Source organism: Novosphingobium sp. EMRT-2, assembly GCF_005145025.1.
GTDB lineage: Bacteria > Pseudomonadota > Alphaproteobacteria > Sphingomonadales > Sphingomonadaceae > Novosphingobium.
On record NZ_CP039695.1, the window covers coordinates 1,407,428 to 1,425,113 of the forward strand.

Annotated in this window: 12 protein-coding genes; 6 read left to right on the top strand and 6 right to left on the bottom strand. The window is 66.7% G+C overall.

From position 1 onward, the window contains the following. Window positions 1-282: 282 nt before the first annotated feature. The 5 genes from FA702_RS06890 (at window position 283) to FA702_RS06910 (ending at window position 7,301) form a co-directional block, all read left to right on the top strand. Window positions 283-2,721, top strand: coding sequence for a TonB-dependent siderophore receptor (locus tag FA702_RS06890; protein WP_136955525.1), 2,439 nt, complete (start codon window positions 283-285; stop codon window positions 2,719-2,721). 201 nt (window positions 2,722-2,922) lie between these two features. Continuing rightward, window positions 2,923-3,720: an energy transducer TonB gene (locus FA702_RS06895; protein WP_255504743.1), complete on the top strand. Its 798-nt coding sequence runs from the start codon at window positions 2,923-2,925 to the stop codon at window positions 3,718-3,720. A gap of 15 nt (window positions 3,721-3,735) precedes the next feature. Next, the gene (locus tag FA702_RS06900; protein ID WP_136955526.1) at window positions 3,736-4,419 is read left to right on the top strand and encodes a Fe2+-dependent dioxygenase; all 684 of its coding nucleotides are present in this window, start codon (window positions 3,736-3,738) and stop codon (window positions 4,417-4,419) included. A 66-nt stretch (window positions 4,420-4,485) separates the two neighbouring features. Further along, window positions 4,486-4,896, top strand: coding sequence for a hypothetical protein (locus FA702_RS06905; protein WP_136955527.1), 411 nt, complete (start codon window positions 4,486-4,488; stop codon window positions 4,894-4,896). A gap of 128 nt (window positions 4,897-5,024) precedes the next feature. Beyond that, window positions 5,025-7,301, top strand: a complete 2,277-nt coding sequence (locus FA702_RS06910) for a TonB-dependent receptor (RefSeq protein ID WP_136955528.1) — start codon at window positions 5,025-5,027, stop codon at window positions 7,299-7,301. A gap of 51 nt (window positions 7,302-7,352) precedes the next feature. Here the strand turns inward: FA702_RS06910 and FA702_RS06915 are convergent, their stop codons facing one another. Genes FA702_RS06915 through FA702_RS06925 form a run of 3 tightly spaced genes read right to left on the bottom strand, consistent with a single transcriptional unit; the run spans window position 7,353 to window position 11,517 of the window. Then, window positions 7,353-8,882 (bottom strand): DHA2 family efflux MFS transporter permease subunit, encoded by a 1,530-nt coding sequence (locus tag FA702_RS06915; RefSeq protein WP_136955529.1) that lies wholly within the window; start codon window positions 8,880-8,882, stop codon window positions 7,353-7,355. Window positions 8,883-8,894: 12 nt separating this feature from the next. Continuing rightward, on the bottom strand, window positions 8,895-10,046 hold the full coding sequence (locus FA702_RS06920) for an HlyD family efflux transporter periplasmic adaptor subunit (RefSeq protein ID WP_136955530.1): 1,152 nt from the start codon (window positions 10,044-10,046) through the stop codon (window positions 8,895-8,897). Next, entirely contained in the window at window positions 10,039-11,517 is a 1,479-nt protein-coding gene (locus tag FA702_RS06925; RefSeq protein ID WP_136955531.1) for an efflux transporter outer membrane subunit, read from the bottom strand. Before FA702_RS06925 ends, FA702_RS06920 begins: the two co-directional genes overlap by 8 nt. Window positions 11,518-11,601: 84 nt before the next feature. Here FA702_RS06925 and FA702_RS06930 point away from each other — a divergent pair, with 84 nt between their 5' ends. Then, window positions 11,602-12,240 carry a TetR/AcrR family transcriptional regulator gene (locus FA702_RS06930; RefSeq protein ID WP_136955532.1) on the top strand — a complete coding sequence of 213 codons (639 nt, stop codon included), beginning with the start codon at window positions 11,602-11,604 and terminating at the stop codon, window positions 12,238-12,240. 37 nt (window positions 12,241-12,277) lie between these two features. Here FA702_RS06930 and FA702_RS06935 read toward each other — a convergent pair whose 3' ends face one another. The 3 genes from FA702_RS06935 to FA702_RS06945 form a co-directional block, all read right to left on the bottom strand. Next, window positions 12,278-14,161, bottom strand: coding sequence for an AMP-binding protein (locus FA702_RS06935; protein ID WP_136955533.1), 1,884 nt, complete (start codon window positions 14,159-14,161; stop codon window positions 12,278-12,280). A gap of 82 nt (window positions 14,162-14,243) precedes the next feature. Further along, the gene (locus FA702_RS06940) at window positions 14,244-16,007 is read right to left on the bottom strand and encodes an MFS transporter (protein WP_136955534.1); all 1,764 of its coding nucleotides are present in this window, start codon (window positions 16,005-16,007) and stop codon (window positions 14,244-14,246) included. Window positions 16,008-16,105: 98 nt separating this feature from the next. Beyond that, window positions 16,106-17,620: a DcaP family trimeric outer membrane transporter gene (locus FA702_RS06945; protein ID WP_136955535.1), complete on the bottom strand. Its 1,515-nt coding sequence runs from the start codon at window positions 17,618-17,620 to the stop codon at window positions 16,106-16,108. Window positions 17,621-17,686 lie beyond the last annotated feature (66 nt).

Consider the following 17,686-nt stretch of genomic DNA (forward strand, 5'->3'; position numbering starts at 1 on the left):
CGCCTTGCGCGACTTGCGGCGCGGCGCGGCCGGTGATGGCCGAACACCCGCATCCGCCGGGCGCGCATCGCCCCCGCCCTGCGCGCCGGTTTCCCGCTCGATAACCCGAATCCCGTCCAACGTTCCCTCCAGCCCGCACGATTCCCAAGCACGGGCATACTAGCGCCTCGCGACGTCTGCGGCAGCCTTTGGCATTGTTGCGAATAATTATCAATAGAATTGACTCTGCGAATTAATCGCAATATCCGGACCCGAAATTTCAAACCAAGGGGGAATCCTTCAGTGACCAGAACCACGTCGACCTCATCGTTCCTCGCGCTCGGCTGTGTCAGCGCGCTGGCTTTCGCCGGCCCGGCGCAGGCGCAGGAAGCGGAACAAGGTCGCAAGCTGGGCGGCATGACCGTGACCGACACCGCGATCACCGAAGAACCGGGCCGCACGCTGGAATCGCCCAAGCGCACGCGCCCTGTGCGCGATACGCCGCAGACCATCACCGTGCTAACCAGCGAGGTGATCGAGCAGCAGAACCTGCTGACCCTGCGCGACGTGCTCTCCACCGTGCCCGGCGTCACCTTCGGCGCAGGCGAAGGCGGCGGCGGCTATGGCGACAGCATCAACTTGCGCGGCTACAGCGCGAACAACGACATCACCATCGACGGGGTGCGCGACAGCGCGCAGTACACCCGCTCGGATCAGTTCAACGTCGACCAGATCGAGGTGACCAACGGCGCCAACTCGGTGATCTCGGGCGCCGGTTCGGTCGGCGGCAACATCAACCTGATCACCAAGCGACCCAAGGGCGATGACAGCGCGGTGTTCAGCGCGGGCATCGGCACCGACAACTACTATCGCGGCACCGTGGACGTGAACCACCGCGTCAATGACCTGATCGCGTTCCGCCTCAACGCCATGGCGCACAGGAACGACGCGCCCGGCCGCGACGTGGAGGACTACAAGCGCTGGGGCATCGCGCCGGCCGTGACCATCGGGATCGACAGCCCGACGCGCCTGACGCTGCAGTATTACCACCAGGAAGACACCAATATCCCGCAGTATGGCGTGCCCTATTACGCCTCTGCCGGTGGCAAGCCCGCGGGCTTCAGCCGTTCGGGCTATTACGGGCTGCGCGGCGTGGACAAGCAGAAGATCAACGTTGACCAGTTCACCGCGACGTTCGAGCACGAATTCAGCGACAAGGTCTCGATCCGCAACCTCGCCCGCTGGCAGGACGTGCGCCAGCTTTCCATCGCCACCGCACCGCAGGGAACCTTCTGCCTGGCGAGCGGCGTGACGCCCACGGGCGGCGCCTGCACCACTTCCGCTTCGGCAATCAGCCCGGTGACGGCGACCTCGTTCGGCGGCCCGGCCACGGTGGCGATCACCGTGCCCGCCGGATCGTACCTGCTGACCGGCCCCCAGGGCAACGTGCGCGACACGCGCAACCAGCTGATGTTCGACCAGATCGACCTGAAGGCGGTTTTCAATACCGCCGGGATCGAGCACACGCTGGACGTGGGCGCGGCCGCTTCGTGGGAGAAGTTCGAACTGTTCGGCGGATCGGCCCTGCGCAACGCCGACGGCACCAATCCCTATGACCGGACCACCACCACGCGCCACCTGCCGTTCGGCAGCATTTCCGACCCAAACAGCGCCAATCTCTACACCGGCCCGATCAATATCACTCCCACCAGCTATCAGCGCGGCGAACAGACCAATTACGCGGTCTATGCGCTCGATACGCTCAAGCTCGGGCGTTATCTCGAACTGAGCCTTGGTGCGCGCTACGATCACGTATCGGGCAGCAACCGCACCGACGCGATCGCCGCCTTCAACGGGTCCGGCCCGTCGGGCACCGCGAGCGGCCCGATCGTCAGCTACAGCAAGGGCGATCGCCTGATCGGCGCAACGCTGCGCAACAGCGCGGACCTGTTCTCCTATCGCCTGGGCCTCACGTACAAGCCGGTGGAAGCCGTCAGCCTGTATATCGCCTATGGCAACTCGCGCACACCGTCGAAAGCCTCGGTCAACGGTTCCTGCTCGACGGCGACCTGCAACATCTCGCCCGAATCCGCCAAGAACTACGAGATCGGCGCCAAGGCCGAACTGTTCGATGGCGGCCTGCTGGTCTCCGCCGCGGCGTTCCGCAACGAACGGGACCGCTACGCCGTCGCCTCGAACGATCCGATCGTGCCCGATCAGCAGCTCGACGGCCATTCACGGGTGGATGGCATCGCGCTCAGCGCCTCGGGCCGGATCACGCCCAACTGGTCGATCACCGCGAACTATACCTATCTCAAGGGCAAGCTGATCCAGTCGGTATCGGACTTCTGCCTGAACAATCCGGGCGCGACCGGGTGCGCCAACAGCGCGGCCAATCCCGATCCCGGCGCGGGTTCGGAACTCGCCAACACGCCCAAGCATTCGGGCAGCCTGTTCACCACCTATGCCCTGCCGTTCGGCCTGACCGTGGGCTATGGCGCGACCTATCAGGGCAGCTTCGCCTTCGCCGCGCCGACGCTGGCCGCGCCGACCGTGCTGCGATCGAAGGCCTACTGGGTGCACCAGGCCTATCTGTCCTACGCGATCACGCCCGAAATCTCCGCGCAGCTCAACGTCAAGAACTTCACCAACGCGCTCTACTACACGCGCATCCGCAACAACGGATGGGCGACGCCGGGCGATGCCCGCTCGGCGGTGTTCACGCTGAATGTGAAGCTCTGATCCGACCCCGCGCCGGATCGCACGCCACGTTATCCGGAGCGACCCCGCCGGCCCTGCCGGCGGGGTTTGTCGTTTCGGGACAGCCAGAACGCAACTTTGACCTGAATCATTGTTGATATGCATTTGCAACAGCAATGATATGCGAGTAATTCGCATTAAAGACAAAGCCCGTCGGATCGGCGCGAGTCACGGAGGCAGATCGTGTTGCACAAGGCTGAAGGGCTGATCGCGGACGGCGATACCCTGCTTTCGTGGGACCAGATCGCCGCCGCGACGAAAGACAATGCCCGAATGCGGCTGGTTTCGTCCAGCAACTTGCTCGATACCGCCCCGGCCGTGCCCGCCACCCGGTCTGCTCGCTATGGCGAAGGTCGCCGTTTCAGCACGCGGGCGCTCGTCATCACGGCTGCGGTGCATATCGCGGCGATTGCCGGGCTGCTGACCGTGCAGCACCACGCCGCCAAGCATCAGGAAGACCGGCTGGTGGCCGTCACGCTCTCGCTCGCGCCGCCTCCCCCGCCACCGCCCCAGGCGAAGCAGCCGCCGCAGACCCAGCCCGTTCCCACCACGCAGCCGCTGCCCCAGATCGTGATCCCGCAAGCCGCCGCGACCCCGGCCGCGATCGATCCGCTGCCGCAGCCGGTGATCCAGCCCGGCCCGCCCGCCCCGCCGGCTCCCCCCGCGCCGCCAGCGCCGCCCGCCGCGCCCAGCACGGTGCAGGGTGGCGATCTCGGCACGCGCATGGTCGCCGGCTCTCCCCCGCGCTATCCGGTGGAAAGCCGCCGTCGCAAGGAACAAGGAACCGTGGTGCTCGCCCTGGTCCTGGGGCTGGACGGCGCGGTCGAACAGATTTCGGTCAGCAACAGCAGCGGCTTCCGCCGGCTGGACGATGCCGCGCTCTCCGCCGTGCGCAAATGGCGCTGGGAACCGACCCTGCGCGGCGGGCAGGCGGTGAAAGTGCGCGGTGTCGTCGAAATTCCCTTTGTTCTGCAAGGCTGAAGGCAGCACCTTTTCATGCTTATTCCCGTTCCCGGCCTGCTGGATGCCGATGGCGTCGCGGCGGTTCGCGCCCTCATCGATCGGGCACAATGGATCGATGGCAACACCACGTCGGGCTACCAGTCGGCGCTTGCCAAGAACAACCTGCAACTGCCCGAGGAAGCGCCTGAGGCGCAGCAGGCGGGGCAGCTGATCCTGGCGGCGTTGGGCGCGTGCCCGCTGTTCATCGCCGCCGCGCTGCCGCTGAAAATCTTCCCGCCGCTGTTCAACAGCTATGCCGGCGGGCAGGCTTTCGGCACCCATGTCGACAATGCCGTGCGCATCCAGAAGGATACCAACTTTCGCGTGCGTTCGGACCTGTCGATGACGGTGTTCCTCGAAGCGCCGGAAGATTACGACGGCGGCGAACTGACCGTTGAAACGCCGTTCGGCGTCCAGCAGGTCAAGCTGCCGGCCGGCCACGCGGTGCTCTACCCCTCCTCCTCGCTCCACCGCGTGGAGCCGGTCACGCGCGGGCGACGGGTGGCAAGCTTCTTCTGGATCCAGTCGATGATCCGCGACGACGCGGCGCGCGCCAGCCTGTTCGATCTGGACCAGGCGATCCAGACGCTGGGGGCGACCGTGGGGCAGAGCGATCCCTCGATCATCCGCCTGACCGGCGTCTATCACAACCTGCTGCGGCGCTGGGCTGACGCCTGAACCCAAGCAGGCGCGGATGCAGCGGGTGCGTGACAAAGCCGCCGCGACCGACTAACGGCCGCCGCAATGGCATCGCTCCGCGCCTTTCTCCTGCGCCATCGCATCATCGCCGCCGCCCTGGTGGCGCTGGCGCTGTGCATGAAGGCGGTGGTGCCGGCGGGGTACATGGTCGCGCCGCAGGCCCGGACCTTCACGCTGCTGGTCTGCGCGGATTCGCTGGGCGAACGCACCGCCAAGCAAGTGAGCATTCCCGCCCGCGATGGGACCCACGAAGGCAAGGATGCAAGCGCGAAAGCGCATGAGGTCTGCCCGTTTGCCGGCCATGCCTTCCCGGCGCTGGGCGGCGCGGACCCAATCCTGCTGGCGCTGGCGATCGCCTTCGTGCTGGCGCTCGGCTTCGCTCCCGCCCCCTCGCCGATCATCCGGCGCGTCGCGCGCCTGCAACCGCCCTTGCGCGGTCCGCCAGCGCTTTCCTGAACGCCCGCCGGTCGCACCCGACCGGCCGTCCCGGCGCCTGAACGCGCGCCACTGTTCCAGGAAAGCATGATCGCGCCCATCCGCGCCATGCCTCCGCCATTCCACCGATACCGGAGGAGAAATCCGCCATGAGGATTTCGTTCGTCACGTCTCTTTCCACGCTGGCCACCGTGCTGGTCTTAACGCCTATAGTCGCCCATGCCGAGGAAGACGCCGCCACGGCGTCCGACGCGCCCCGTTCCGACATTCTGGTGATCGCGCAGAAGCAGGCCGCCACGATCGAGAACGCACCGTCCACCAAGGCGGCGGTGACCGCGGACCTGATCGCCGAAAAGATCAACGCGGTCAGCGTGGAGGATACGCTCAAGTACCTGCCCAGCCTGATCGTGCGCAAGCGGCACATCGGCGACAACTTCGCGCCGATCGCCACGCGCACCTCGGGCCTTGGCTCCAGCGCGCGCAGCCTGATCTTCGCCGACGGCGCGATCCTGTCCGCGCTGATCGCCAACAACAACGGCAACGGCAGCCCGCGCTGGACGTTGGTGACGCCGGAGGAAATCGCGCGGATCGACGTGCTCTACGGCCCTTTCTCCGCCGCCTATGCCGGCAACAGCATCGGCACCGTGGTAAACATCACCACGCGCCTGCCCGAGAAGCTGGAAGCCCACGCCTCGGTCCTGACCAATATTCAGCAGTCCGACCTCTATGGCACGCACCAGACCCTGCCGACGTGGCAGTTCGCCGGTTCGGTGGGTGACCGCTTCGGCCCGCTCGCGGTGTTCCTGAGCGGCACGCGCACGGTAGCGAACAGCCAGCCGATCAGCATCGTGACCGCCGCAGCCGCACCGACCGGAACAACCGGCGCCTATGACGACCGCAACCGCACCGGCACCGCAATCAAGGTACTGGGCGCCGGCGGCATCGAGCATCACGAACAGAACACCTGGAAGGCCAAGGCCGCGCTCGATCTCGGCGGCAATACGCGCCTCAGCTACGTCCTCGGCATCTGGACCGACAAGACGCGCGGCACCGTGGACAGCTATCTGCGCGACGGCTCGGGCACGACGACCTACGCCACCGCCAACAGCGGCGTGACCACTGGCTTCAATTCCGGCGTCTATACCCGCGACGCGCTGCACTTTTCGCACGCACTGACCGCTCAGGGCGGGTCGAAGCTGATCGACTGGCAGGTTGTCGGCACGCTCTACGACTACGCGCACGATCTCCAGAACGGCCCATCGACCGCGACCAGCGGCCCGACCGCCAACAGGCTGCCGTCCGCCTTCGCCGGCGGACCCGGCACGATCCAGCGGCAGGACGGCACCGGATGGATGACGCTGGACGCCAAGGCCGCGCTCCATCTCGGCGCACACGAGGTCAGCTTCGGAGGGCATGGCGATCGCTACAAGCTGGCGGCGCAGACCTTCCTGGCGAGCAACTGGCTCGGTACCGCCACCCAAGGCGCGCTCAGCACAGCCTCGCGCGGCAAGACGCGCACGCTGGCGCTGTGGGCGCAGGACGCGATCCGGATCACCCCGCAGTGGACGCTGACGCTGGGCGCGCGGCAGGAATGGTGGCGCGCGTGGGACGGCTACAACCTGATCGCCAGCGGCGCATCGGTGACGCAGGCGGAACGCAAGGCCAACGGCTTCTCGCCCAAGGCCTCGCTCGCATGGCAGCCCGCGCCGCAGTGGACCGCGCGCCTTTCGTTCGGGCAGGCGTGGCGTTTCCCGACCGTGGGCGAACTCTATCAGGCAACCACGGTGGGCACGCTGCTGGCCAATCCCAACCCCAACCTGCGGCCCGAACGTGCGCGCAGCGGCGAACTGGCGGTCGAGCATCAGGACGCCCATGGCACGATGCGCGTGTCGCTGTTCAACGAGGTGATCGATGGCGCGCTGATCTCGCAGACCAACATCAACACGCCGGGGATCACCAGCAGCTATGTCCAGAACGTCGATCGCACGCGCGCACGGGGCGTGGAACTGGCGATCGACCGGCGCGACGTGCTGCCCGGCTTCGACGTGGCCGGCAGCGTGACCTATGCCGACGCGATCACCAGCCGGAACAGCGCCTTTCCCGCCTCGGTCGGCAAGCTGCTGCCCAGCGTGCCGCACTGGAAGGCCAACGCGGTGCTGACCTGGCGGGCGAGCGAGAAGCTCTCGCTCACCAGTGCTGCGCGCTATGCCAGCCGCAACTATGCCACGCTGGACAACAGCGATACGGTGGGCAACACCAATCAGGGATTCTACAAATACTTCGTGATCGACATGCGCGCGGTGTTCCATGTGAACGACCATTTCGACTTCGCGCTGGGCGTCGATAACCTCAACAACGACCGATACTACCTGTTCCACCCGTTCCCGCAGCGGTCGTTTACCGCGCAGGTGAACTGGAAGCTGTAAGCGCCGGAAAAGCCGGGGTGGACGCAATCGCCGCCCGCCCCGGTTTCCACGTCAGTGCGCAGCCGAACGATCCACTTCGCGGCTCGGTTTCGGCGTCAGCCAGATGACCATGGCCGACGCCACGAACAGCACGGCCAGCACCAGGAAGACGTGGTTGGTCGCCTGCGCCAGACTTTCGCGATCAACGATGTTGGCGATGACCTGCCGCGTTTGGTTGAGCGAGAAGCCTTGCGCCGAGAGCCCGTCCGCCGCCTGCGCCGTGTTCAGGCGCCCGACGATCTCGCTGCGGGCGACGCGCTGGCTGTCGTCCCAATAGGTCGTGGCGACGGACGCGCCGATCGCGCCCGCCATCGTCCGCATGAAGCTCATCACCCCCGCCGCCGATGCCGTCTCGCGCGGCTCCACCGCGCTCAGGCCCAGCGCCGTCGCCGCGATGAAGAAGGCCGGCATCCCGAAGCCCTGCACCATCTGCGGGAACGACAGCGTCCAGAAATCGGCATCCGCCGTCCAGCCCGACCGCAGCCAGGACACCATGCCCAGCCACAGGATGCCGCCGAAAACGAGCAGGCGCAGGTCCACCTTCGATGCCAGGCGGCCGACGATGGGGGCCATGATCACCGCGCCCACGCCAATGAACGAGGTGGCATAGCCGGCATCGGTGGACGTGTAGCCAAGCCCCACCTGAAGGTATTGCGGGATGATCACCGAGGTTGCGAAAAAGCAGGCGTAGGTCAGCGCCAGCGACAGCGTGGATACCGTGAACCCCCGGTGCCGGAACACCCGCAGATCGACGATCGGCTGTTCCTCCGTCAGTTCCCAGGCCAGGAAAATCGCGAAGAAGATCGCGGCGACAACACCCAGCGCCACGATCAGTGGATCGCCAAACCAGTCGCGCTCGCGCCCCAGGTCAAGCAGGATCTGCAACGCCCCGATCCAGATGATCATCAGCACGAGGCCGGTACGGTCGACGCGCAGGTCTTCCGTCGGCGTTTCGGCCGGGCGCAACACCCGCATCGCGCCGAAGCTGCACAGCAGGACCACCGGCACGTTGATGAAGAAGATCCAGTGCCACGACCACGCATCGCTGATCGAACCGCCGCAGATCGGCCCGAGAATGGGAGCGACAACCGTGGTCATCGCCCACAGCGCCATCGCCTGGTTGCGTTGTTCGGGCGGGAAGATACGCATCAGCAGCGTCTGCGACAGCGGCATCAGCGGCCCGCCGCACAGTCCTTGCCCGATCCGGCAGGCCACGAGCATCCCAAGCGTGGGCGACATGCCGCACAGCATCGAGAAGATGCCGAAGCCCATCATGCAGAAGATAAAGGTACGCACCGCGCCGAAACGGCCGGCAAGCCAGCCGGTCAACGGAACGCAGATCGCCTCCGCCACGGAATAGGACGTGATGATCCATATCCCCTGGCTGGTGGAAATGCCCAGGCTGCCGGCGATGTGGGGCACCGACACGTTGGCGATGGTCGTATCGAGCACGACCATGAAGTTGGACGCCGCCAGCACGATCCCGGCGATCACCAGCGCGGCGCCACGGATCGCTACGGGAGCCTCAGTCGAACCGGCCATGGGACCGCCTCCTCACTTGCCGGAAACGTCAACCTCGGCGGTCATCGACAGGCCCACGCGCAGCGGATGATCGCGCAGTTCCTGCGGATCGAGCGTGACGCGCACGGGCAGGCGCTGGACAACCTTGATCCAGTTGCCCGTGGCGTTCTGCGCGGGGATCAGCGCGAACGAAGCCCCGGTGCCGCCCGAAAGCCCCGTGACCTTGCCGTGATAGGTCACGCCGCCGCCATAGAGATCGGACGTGAGCGTGACCGGCTGGCCGACCCTGACTTTCGCCAGCTGCCCTTCCTTGAAGTTCGCGTCGACATAAAGCTGGCCCACCGGCACCACCAGCATCAGCACGCCACCGGGCGCGACGCGCTGGCCGACCTGGACGTTGCGCCGCGTGACGATGCCATCGACGAGCGCGCGCACCACGGTGCGTTCCAGATCGAGCCGCGCCTGCGCCACGCGGGCTTCGGCGGCCTGCACTTCAGGCGCGGTGGCCACGCTGGTGCCAACGATCAGCGCGTTGTTGGCGGCCAGTTGCCCGCTGGCCGCGCCACGGGTGGAGGCGGCCTGTGCCACGCCGGCGCGGGCGAGTTCGAGATTGGCCTGCGCCGCCGCGAAGGCGTTGGTCGCGCTGGTCAGTTCCTCGCCCGATACAGCCCCGTTGGGCGCGAGACGGCGGCGGCGGTCGAGATCGATCCGGGCCTTGGTGAACTCCGCCTCGGCCGCGGCGAGCTGCGCCCGCGCGCGGGTGATGTCCGCCTCGCGCGCGGCAACCTGTGCCGCCAGCGCCGTGCTCGTCGCCGCGGTCTGGCCATACATCCGGCGGGCCTTGGCCAGTTCCGCCTCCGCCTGCGCCAGCGCGATGCGGGCGTCGCGATCGTCGAGCTGCACCAGCACGTCGCCCTTCTTCACAACCTGCGTGTCCTGCACCGGAACGCCCGCGACCTGCGCCGCGACCATCGAGGTGACGCTGGCGGTATCGGCCCCGACATAAGCATTGTCGGTCTCGACATAGTGGCTGCCGACGAGGACGTACCACACGCCATAGGCAAGGGCGGCCAGCACCACGGCCGCCGCGATCGCCCGCAGCGCGGTACGACGTTTCTCGCTGGCGCCGGATGCAGGGGCCATCGGGGCGCCTTGGGTCTGAACGGCGGGATCGGCTTCAGCCATGGGAGGAATCCTTCGGTGCGGCAACCGCGGTGCTAGTGATCGAAAATCCGCCGCCAAGCGCGCGGACAAGGGCAACGTCGAGCGAGAAGGCACGCGCTTCCAGATCGGCGACTGCCATCCGGTTCTGCAACACCTGCTGCTCGGCAGTCAGGACGTTGAGGTATGTGGAAAGCCCGCCTTCGTAGCGCTGCCGGGCAATGGAGTAAGCCTGTTCCGAAGCCGCCAGCGCCTGCCGGCTTTCCCCCAGACGGGTCGCCAGCGCGTTCCGGCTGGCGACGGCATCGGCCACTTCGCGGAACGCCGTGGCGACCGTACCATCATAGCTCGCAACCGCCTCGTCATAGGTGGCGCGCGCCTGCCGGTACTGGCCCTGCAGCGCCCCGCCCCGGAACAGCGGCAGGCTGATCGCCGGCCCCGCCTGCCCATAGGTGGATCCGCTGTCGAACAGGTTGCCAAGGCCCAGCGCCTGGAACCCCGCCAGCGCACTCAACTTGATCGCCGGATAGAAATCGGCGCGCGCCACCTTGATGCGGCTGGCAGCGGCTTCCACCCGGGCACGGGCGGCGGCGATGTCAGGCCGGCGGCCGATCAGGTCGGTGGTGACGTCCACCGGCAAGCCCCGCGCGATTGCCACCACGGCGGGCAGCGCGATGTCCATGCCGCGATCCGGCCCCTTGCCCACCAGCGCGGCGATGCGGTTGCGGGTGAGCGCGATCATTTCGTCGGTGGCGGCAAGATCAGCGCGCGAGGCCGGCACGGCGGCATCGGCCTGCTTGAGTTCACCGCGCGTATCGAGGCCTGTGGTCACGCGATCGGACACCAGCGCGCGCGTTTGCTGCCGCAGTTCCAGCGCCCGTGCCTGCACCGCGCGTTCCGCCGTGAGACGGGCAAGATCGGCATAGGCGCTGGCGATGTTGGTGGACAGCACCAGCCGCGCCTGTTCCAGATCGATCCGCGCCGCTTCAGCCTGCGAGGTGGCCGCCGCCAGCGCGGCCCGGTTGCGCCCCCACAGATCGAGGTCGAATTCCAGCGTGGCGGCGACCTGCCCGGTATCGTTCCACCCCTTCGGCACGAACGCGGGCGGGATACCGTTGTTGTAGCTCTGCTTGTTTTCGCCCACGCTGCCCTGCACGCCCAGCGATGGCAGGCGCGCGGCGCCGGCCTGCTGCTCCAGGGCACGCGCCGCGCGCAGGCGCGCCGCCGCCGCCGCCAGATCGGGCGCGCCGGCCAGCCCTTCCTCGATCAGCGCGGTCAACTGGCTGTCGCCATAGGCGCTCCACCAGTTCGTCTCTGGCCAGGCAGGAGCCGCGGTCGCAACCGTCGGCGATACCAGCGCCCGCGTAGCCGCGAAGCTGTCCGCCGATCGAACAACAGGCGCTGGCCCCTGTTGCGGAATCGACGCGCACCCTGCCAGCAACAGCGTGCCACCGAACGCCAGCGATGAAAGGAATGGGAAATTCGACTGAGTCATGGAAAAACCGTACTCTGTGGTACGGTTAGGCAATAACGTCGAACCGCCCCTTGTCAACATAAAACTGTACTCTATAGTACGGTCATGCCGCAGTCAGGAAAGAAACCTCCCGGAAAGCGCGAGGCGCGCAAGATCGACAGGCGCGAAGCCATCGTCGAAGTGGCCAAGCGCCAGTTTCTCGACAACGGCTATGCCGCCACGTCGATGTCGGCGATCGCCGCCGAACTGGGCGGCTCCAAGGCCACGCTGTGGAGCTATTTTCCCAACAAGGAAGACCTGATCGCGGCAGTGCTGGATGAGGCCACCGCCGCCTATCGCCAGCAGTTCGCCGACCTGTTGCGCCCGTCGAAGGACATGCCTTCGGCCGTTCTGCAATTCACGCGCAGCTTCATGGCAAAGCTGACCCTGCCCGAACCGTTGCGCCTGCACCGGCTGATCGTGGCGGAAAGCGGACGCAATCCGGAGCTGGGTCAGTTGTTCTTCGAACGCGCGCCCGGCCCCACGCTGGCGATGCTCCGAGATTTCATGGCGGACGGCATGGCCAGCGGACAATTGCGCCAGGCCGATCCGCAGCTGGCGGCCGACGCGTTGACCTCGCTGTGCCTTGGCGGGATGCACCGGCGCATCCTGTGGGGCGCGCCCCCCCCTGCGCCGGCGGCTGTCGAAACCGAAGCGCGCAACGTCACCGATATCTTCATGGCCGCTTTCGGACCAAGGCCCTGAGCCGGCCGCATCGCGCCGATGCGGCCGGGCGAAAGGTTCAGACCAGCGCGTGCCCGCCGACCGCGGCTTTCAGTGCATCGGGCACCGCGGGGTCCTCGATCGTCGGCGGGGTGGTGAAATCCTCGCCATTGACGATCTTGCGTAGCAGGTTGCGCAGGATTTTGCCGGAACGGGTCTTGGGCAGTTGCTGGACCACGAACGCGGTCTTGAGCGCGGCGACGGCGCCGAGTTCGGCGCGCACGGCCCGGATCACCCGGTCGCGCATCGTGTCGTCGCCCTCCGCGCCCGCGCGCGGCACCACGAACGCCACCGGAATCATGCCCTTGATGGCATCATCCGCGCCGATCACCGCGCATTCGGCCACGCCATCGACCCCGGCGACGATTTGCTCCATCTGCCCGGTGGACAGGCGGTGCCCGGCGACGTTGATGATGTCGTCCGTGCGCCCCATGATGTGCACGAAGCCTTCGGCGTCTATGTAGCCGGCATCGCCCGTTTCGTAGAAGCCGGGAAAGGCGAGGAAGTTCTTCTCGTACCCGGCCTTGTTGTTCCACAGTGTGCGAAAGGCCCCGGGCGGCAGGGGCGCGCGGATCGCAACCGCGCCGCTTTCGCCGGCTGGCACGGGATGGCCGTCTTCCGACAGGATCGTGAAATCATAACCCGGCACGGGAAATCCGGCGCTGCCGCGCTTGCGGCGCAGGTCGCCCAGCGCGAAGCACGAGGCGATCGCCGGCCAGCCGAGTTCGGTCTGCCACCAGTGGTCGATCACCGGCAGCGCCGTGCAGCCTTCCGCCCAGGCGATCGTTTCCGGATCGGCCCGCTCGCCCGCCAGGAAGATCGCCTGGCACCGCCCGGTACCGATCTCGTCGATGAACCGGCCGTCGGGGTCTTCCTTGCGGATGGCGCGGATCGCGGTGGGCGCGGTGAAGAAGGTCTTCACGCCGTGGCGCGCAATGGTGCGCCAGAACGTGCCGGGATCGGGCGTGCCCACCGGCTTGCCCTCGAACAGCACCGTCGTCGCCCCCACCAGCAGCGGCGCATAGACGATGTAGCTGTGGCCGACGACCCAGCCCACATCAGACGCGGCCCAGAACACGTCGCCTGCGCCAATGTCGTAGATATTGGCCATCGACCAGGCGAGCGCGACGGCATGGCCGCCATTCTCGCGCACCACGCCCTTGGGCGTCCCCGTGGTGCCGGAGGTGTAGAGGATATAGAGCGGATCGGCGGCCGCGACCGGCACCGGCGCGAGCATCGGATCAGCCGCCGTGGCGGCGCGCAGGGTCTGCCAGTCGCGATCGCGCGGCGCGTGCAGCGTGCCTTCCAGCCGATCCCGCTGAAGCAGCACGACATGCTCGATCCGATGCTCCGCCAGCGCCAGCGCTTCGTCCACCATCGGCTTGTAAGCAACGACGCGCGCGCCTTCGATGCCGCACGAGGCGGTCAGCAGCACCTTGGGCGTGGCGTCGTCGATGCGCTTGGCCAGTTCGAGCGCCGCGAAGCCGCCGAACACCACCGAATGGATCGCACCCAGCCGCGCGCAGGCCAGCATGGCGAACACGGTTTCGGGGATCATCGGCATGTAGAGGACCACCCGATCTCCCCGGCCAACGCCCAGCGAGGCCAGCATCGCGGCAACGCGGCCGGTTTCCTCGAGCAGTTCGGCGTAGCTATACTGCCGGACTGTGTCGGTGACCGGGCTGTCATAGATCAGCGCGGCGGCTTCGCCCCGCCCCGCCGCGACATGCCGGTCCAGACAATTGTGCGCGGTGTTGAGCGTACCGTCGGGAAACCAGCCGCCATCTTCGTCCCACACGCGCGAAGGCGCGGAGGTCCACTCCAGCGCCTTGGCCGCTTCGGACCAGAACCGTTCCGGCTGCTCGATACTGTCGCGCCATGCGCGGCTGTAGGCTTCGCTCATCGTCGAACCTCTCCTGTCCCCGTCCCCGTACCAAGGGGTTCGGCGCCGCACCTTGATCGAACACAAGGCGCGGCGCCATTGGTCATTGGTCGATGTTCCGGCGGAAGGTTTCGGGCAGGAAGAACAGCCCGATCACCACAGTGGCCGCCGCGACCACGACCGGGTACCAGAAGCCGTGGTAGATATCGCCGTTAGCCGCGACCATCGCGAAACCGATCGCCGGCAGCAGTCCGCCCAGCCAGCCGTTGCCGATGTGATAGGGCAGCGACATCGAGGTGTAGCGGATGCGGCTGGGGAACAGTTCCACCAGCATGGCCGCGATCGGGCCGTAGACCATCGTCACCAGCAGCACGAGGTAGAACAGCAGCGCGACGACGAGCGGCTTGTTCATCTGCGCCGGATCGGCCTTGGCCGGATAGCCGACCTTCTCCAGCTCGCCCACCACGGCGGGCTTGGCTTCGACCGCGGGCTTGTCGCCCTCCGCCGGCTTCGCCTTCACTTCAGGCGCACCCGCGACCTTGGCGGTGAAGGCGGCGATCGCCTTCTTCCGGTCGTCGCCGGAAACCGTGGACGGATCGGGCGCCAGGATCGTTTCCCCGCCGATGGTCACCGACGCGATGGCACCAGCCGGTGCGGCGACGTTCTCATAGTTCACCGCCGCCTTGGCGAGCGCGTTCTTGACGATATCGCAGCTGGTGGTGTCGAACTTGTTGCCGCCCACCGGATCGAACTGCGACGAGCATTCGCCGGGGAACGCCGTCACTTTCACCGGCGCCGTGGCCTGGGCCTTCGCCAGCGCGGGGTTGGCCGCGTCGGTCAAGGCATGGAACACGGGGAACAGCGTGACGGCCGCCAGCGCCGCGCCGCCGAGGATGATCGGCTTGCGACCGACCTTGTCCGAAAGCCAGCCGAAGAACAGGAAGAACGGCGTGGCCATCGCCAGCGCGATGATCGTCAGGGTGTTGGCCTGGATGCCATCCACCTTGAGCATCTTTTCCAGGAAATACATGGCGTAGAGCTGACCAGTGTACCAGATCACGGCCTGCCCGGCGATCGCGCCGAAGAAGGCGATGAGTACGACCTTCAGGTTCTTCCATTCGCCGAAGGCTTCGGTCAGCGGCGCCTTGGAGGCGGTGCCTTCCGACTTCATCTTCTGGAACACCGGCGATTCATGCAGCTTCAGGCGCAGCCACAGGCCCACCACCAGGAACAGGCCCGACAGCAGGTAGGGAACGCGCCAGCCCCAGGCCTTGAACGCATCCTCGCCCACGCCGGTCACGGGCGAACGCACCGTGATCACGATCAGCAGCGCCATGGCCAGGCCCGCCGTGGCGGTGATCTGGATCCAGCTGGTATAGAGGCCTCGCTTGTTGTTGGGCGCGTGTTCGGCGACGTAGGTCGCCGCGCCGCCGTATTCGCCACCGAGTGCCAGCCCCTGGAACATGCGCAGCACGACCAGCATGATCGGCGCGGCGACGCCGACCGTCTCGTACGTGGGCAGGCAGCCGACGAGGAAGGTGGAAAGCCCCATCACCACCAGCGTGATGATGAAGGTATAGCGCCGGCCGAAGGTATCGCCGATCTTGCCGAAGACCAGCGCGCCGAACGGGCGGACGATGAAGCCCGCCGCAAAGACCAGCAGGGCCATGATGAACGACGTGGTCGGGTTCAGCCCGGTCAGGAACTTGGCCGCGATGATCGAGGTCAGCAGACCATAGAGGTAGAAATCGTACCATTCGAACACCGTGCCCAGTGACGATGCCGTGATGATCAGCTTTTCGCTGTGTGTCGCCTGATGATGCTTTGGCAGTCCGACGGCATCCGCCGGTATTTCCTGATAGTCCATGATTGCCTCTCCCAGTCCCAGACAGGATCTGAACGTCTATTTTACGGCTGTTCGACCCGAAGAGCCGCGTGCATCGTTATGATTTTTAGGTACTTCTTCTAGAAACTATACTTCGCGGCGAAATCCAGGCGATCGACGTGGCCGTTCAGATCGTTGACCAGACGCCGGTCACCATGGCGGTATTCGACACCAAGGTCGACATTCTTGACCGGCGAATAGAATACGTTGCCGGCGATGCTCCACGCCTGGCGGTTGTACATGGCGATGCCCGCCGTGGTGCGGTTGAGATAGCCGGCGTAGCTCACACGCTGGAAGCTGCCGATCAGGTTCACGCGCCATTGATCGTTCAGCGCGAAGCGGCCCGCGCCGAACAGGGCCAGGTTGCGCACGCTGCCGAGCTGGCCATTGGCCTGCAGCACCGTATCCGGGCTGAAGTTCAGGCCCAGGTAGCGGCCAATCCCTTCGCCATAGGTCGCCTGGAAGCGGACGTCGCTGGTGTGCTTTTCGTTGAGGAATATCTTGCCGGTGGTGCTGATGCCCCAGCCCACGCGCGAATCGCTGATGTGGGCCAAGCCTGTCCGAGCGTTGTCCACGCGCAATTGGCGGCCCAGCGCGGCAACGTCGAGGAACCCGAACTTGCCCGCGTATTCGAGCCGCGCGGTGAAATCGGGCGCGTGGTCCTCGCCATTCTCGATCAGCGCGGCGGCACCTGCCGTGGCCGACGCCGTTTCGGGATTCTCCGCCGCGAGATGCAGCGTCAGCCCCTTGTCGAGCGGCAGGCTGTAGCGGACCATCGGCTGGCGCACGAAGATCAGGCCATCGACGCCGCCGACATAGTCGGTGCTTTCGGGATAGACGGCGGGGTTCGAGAAGTTGGTGAATTCCTGCCCGAACATCCACCGATCGAACTGCACGAACGCGCGCCGCATAGCAAGGTCATAGGCGTTGGTCGTCCGCTGCGTGCCCTGCCCCAGCGCCTGCGGCGTGCCCGGCGCAGCCTGGAAGTCGAACTCGATATAGGCCTTCAGCGCGTGGCTGCCGAGCTTGGTGTTGGCATCCACCCAGAACCGGGTCTGCTTGGCGGTGAAATCGGTGACACGCGTCGGCGAGGTCGGGCTGGCCGGGTTGAACACCGGGATCGACTGCGGCAGGTAAAGGTCGCGCCCCAGCGAATTGCTGGGATCGTCGCCGCCGCTGTAGCGCGCGCTGCTAGCCAGCAGCTTGATGTAGCCCGACAGGACGACGCTGGAATTGCCCGAGCGGAAACCCTGCTTCGGCGCGGCGTCCGCCAGCGCGGTGGCCTTGGCCGTCGCCTCGTCGCTTTTCGTGGCGGCGGCTTCCGCCGTGCGCGTGGCGGCCAGCGCCTGGGCCTGCGCCTGTTCGGCGGTCTGCCGCACCGCGATAGCCTGATTGGCAGCCTGATCGGCATGGGCTGCCTGCTCGTCGCGCGCGCTCTTGAGATCGGCACGCAGCTGCGTCATTTCGGCTTCGAGCCGTTGCAGGCGCGCCTCGAGTGCGGCTTCACGGCTGGTCGGACGTGCCTGGACCATGCCCGGCACCGCCAGCGCGGTTGCGGCGAGCAACCAAACAGATCCCCTGATCTTGATGCTCATTGGATAATCCCTCTCCCGGTGCCCATCTGACGAGACACTGCGGATCGGACTTTTCCTCGAACGAGA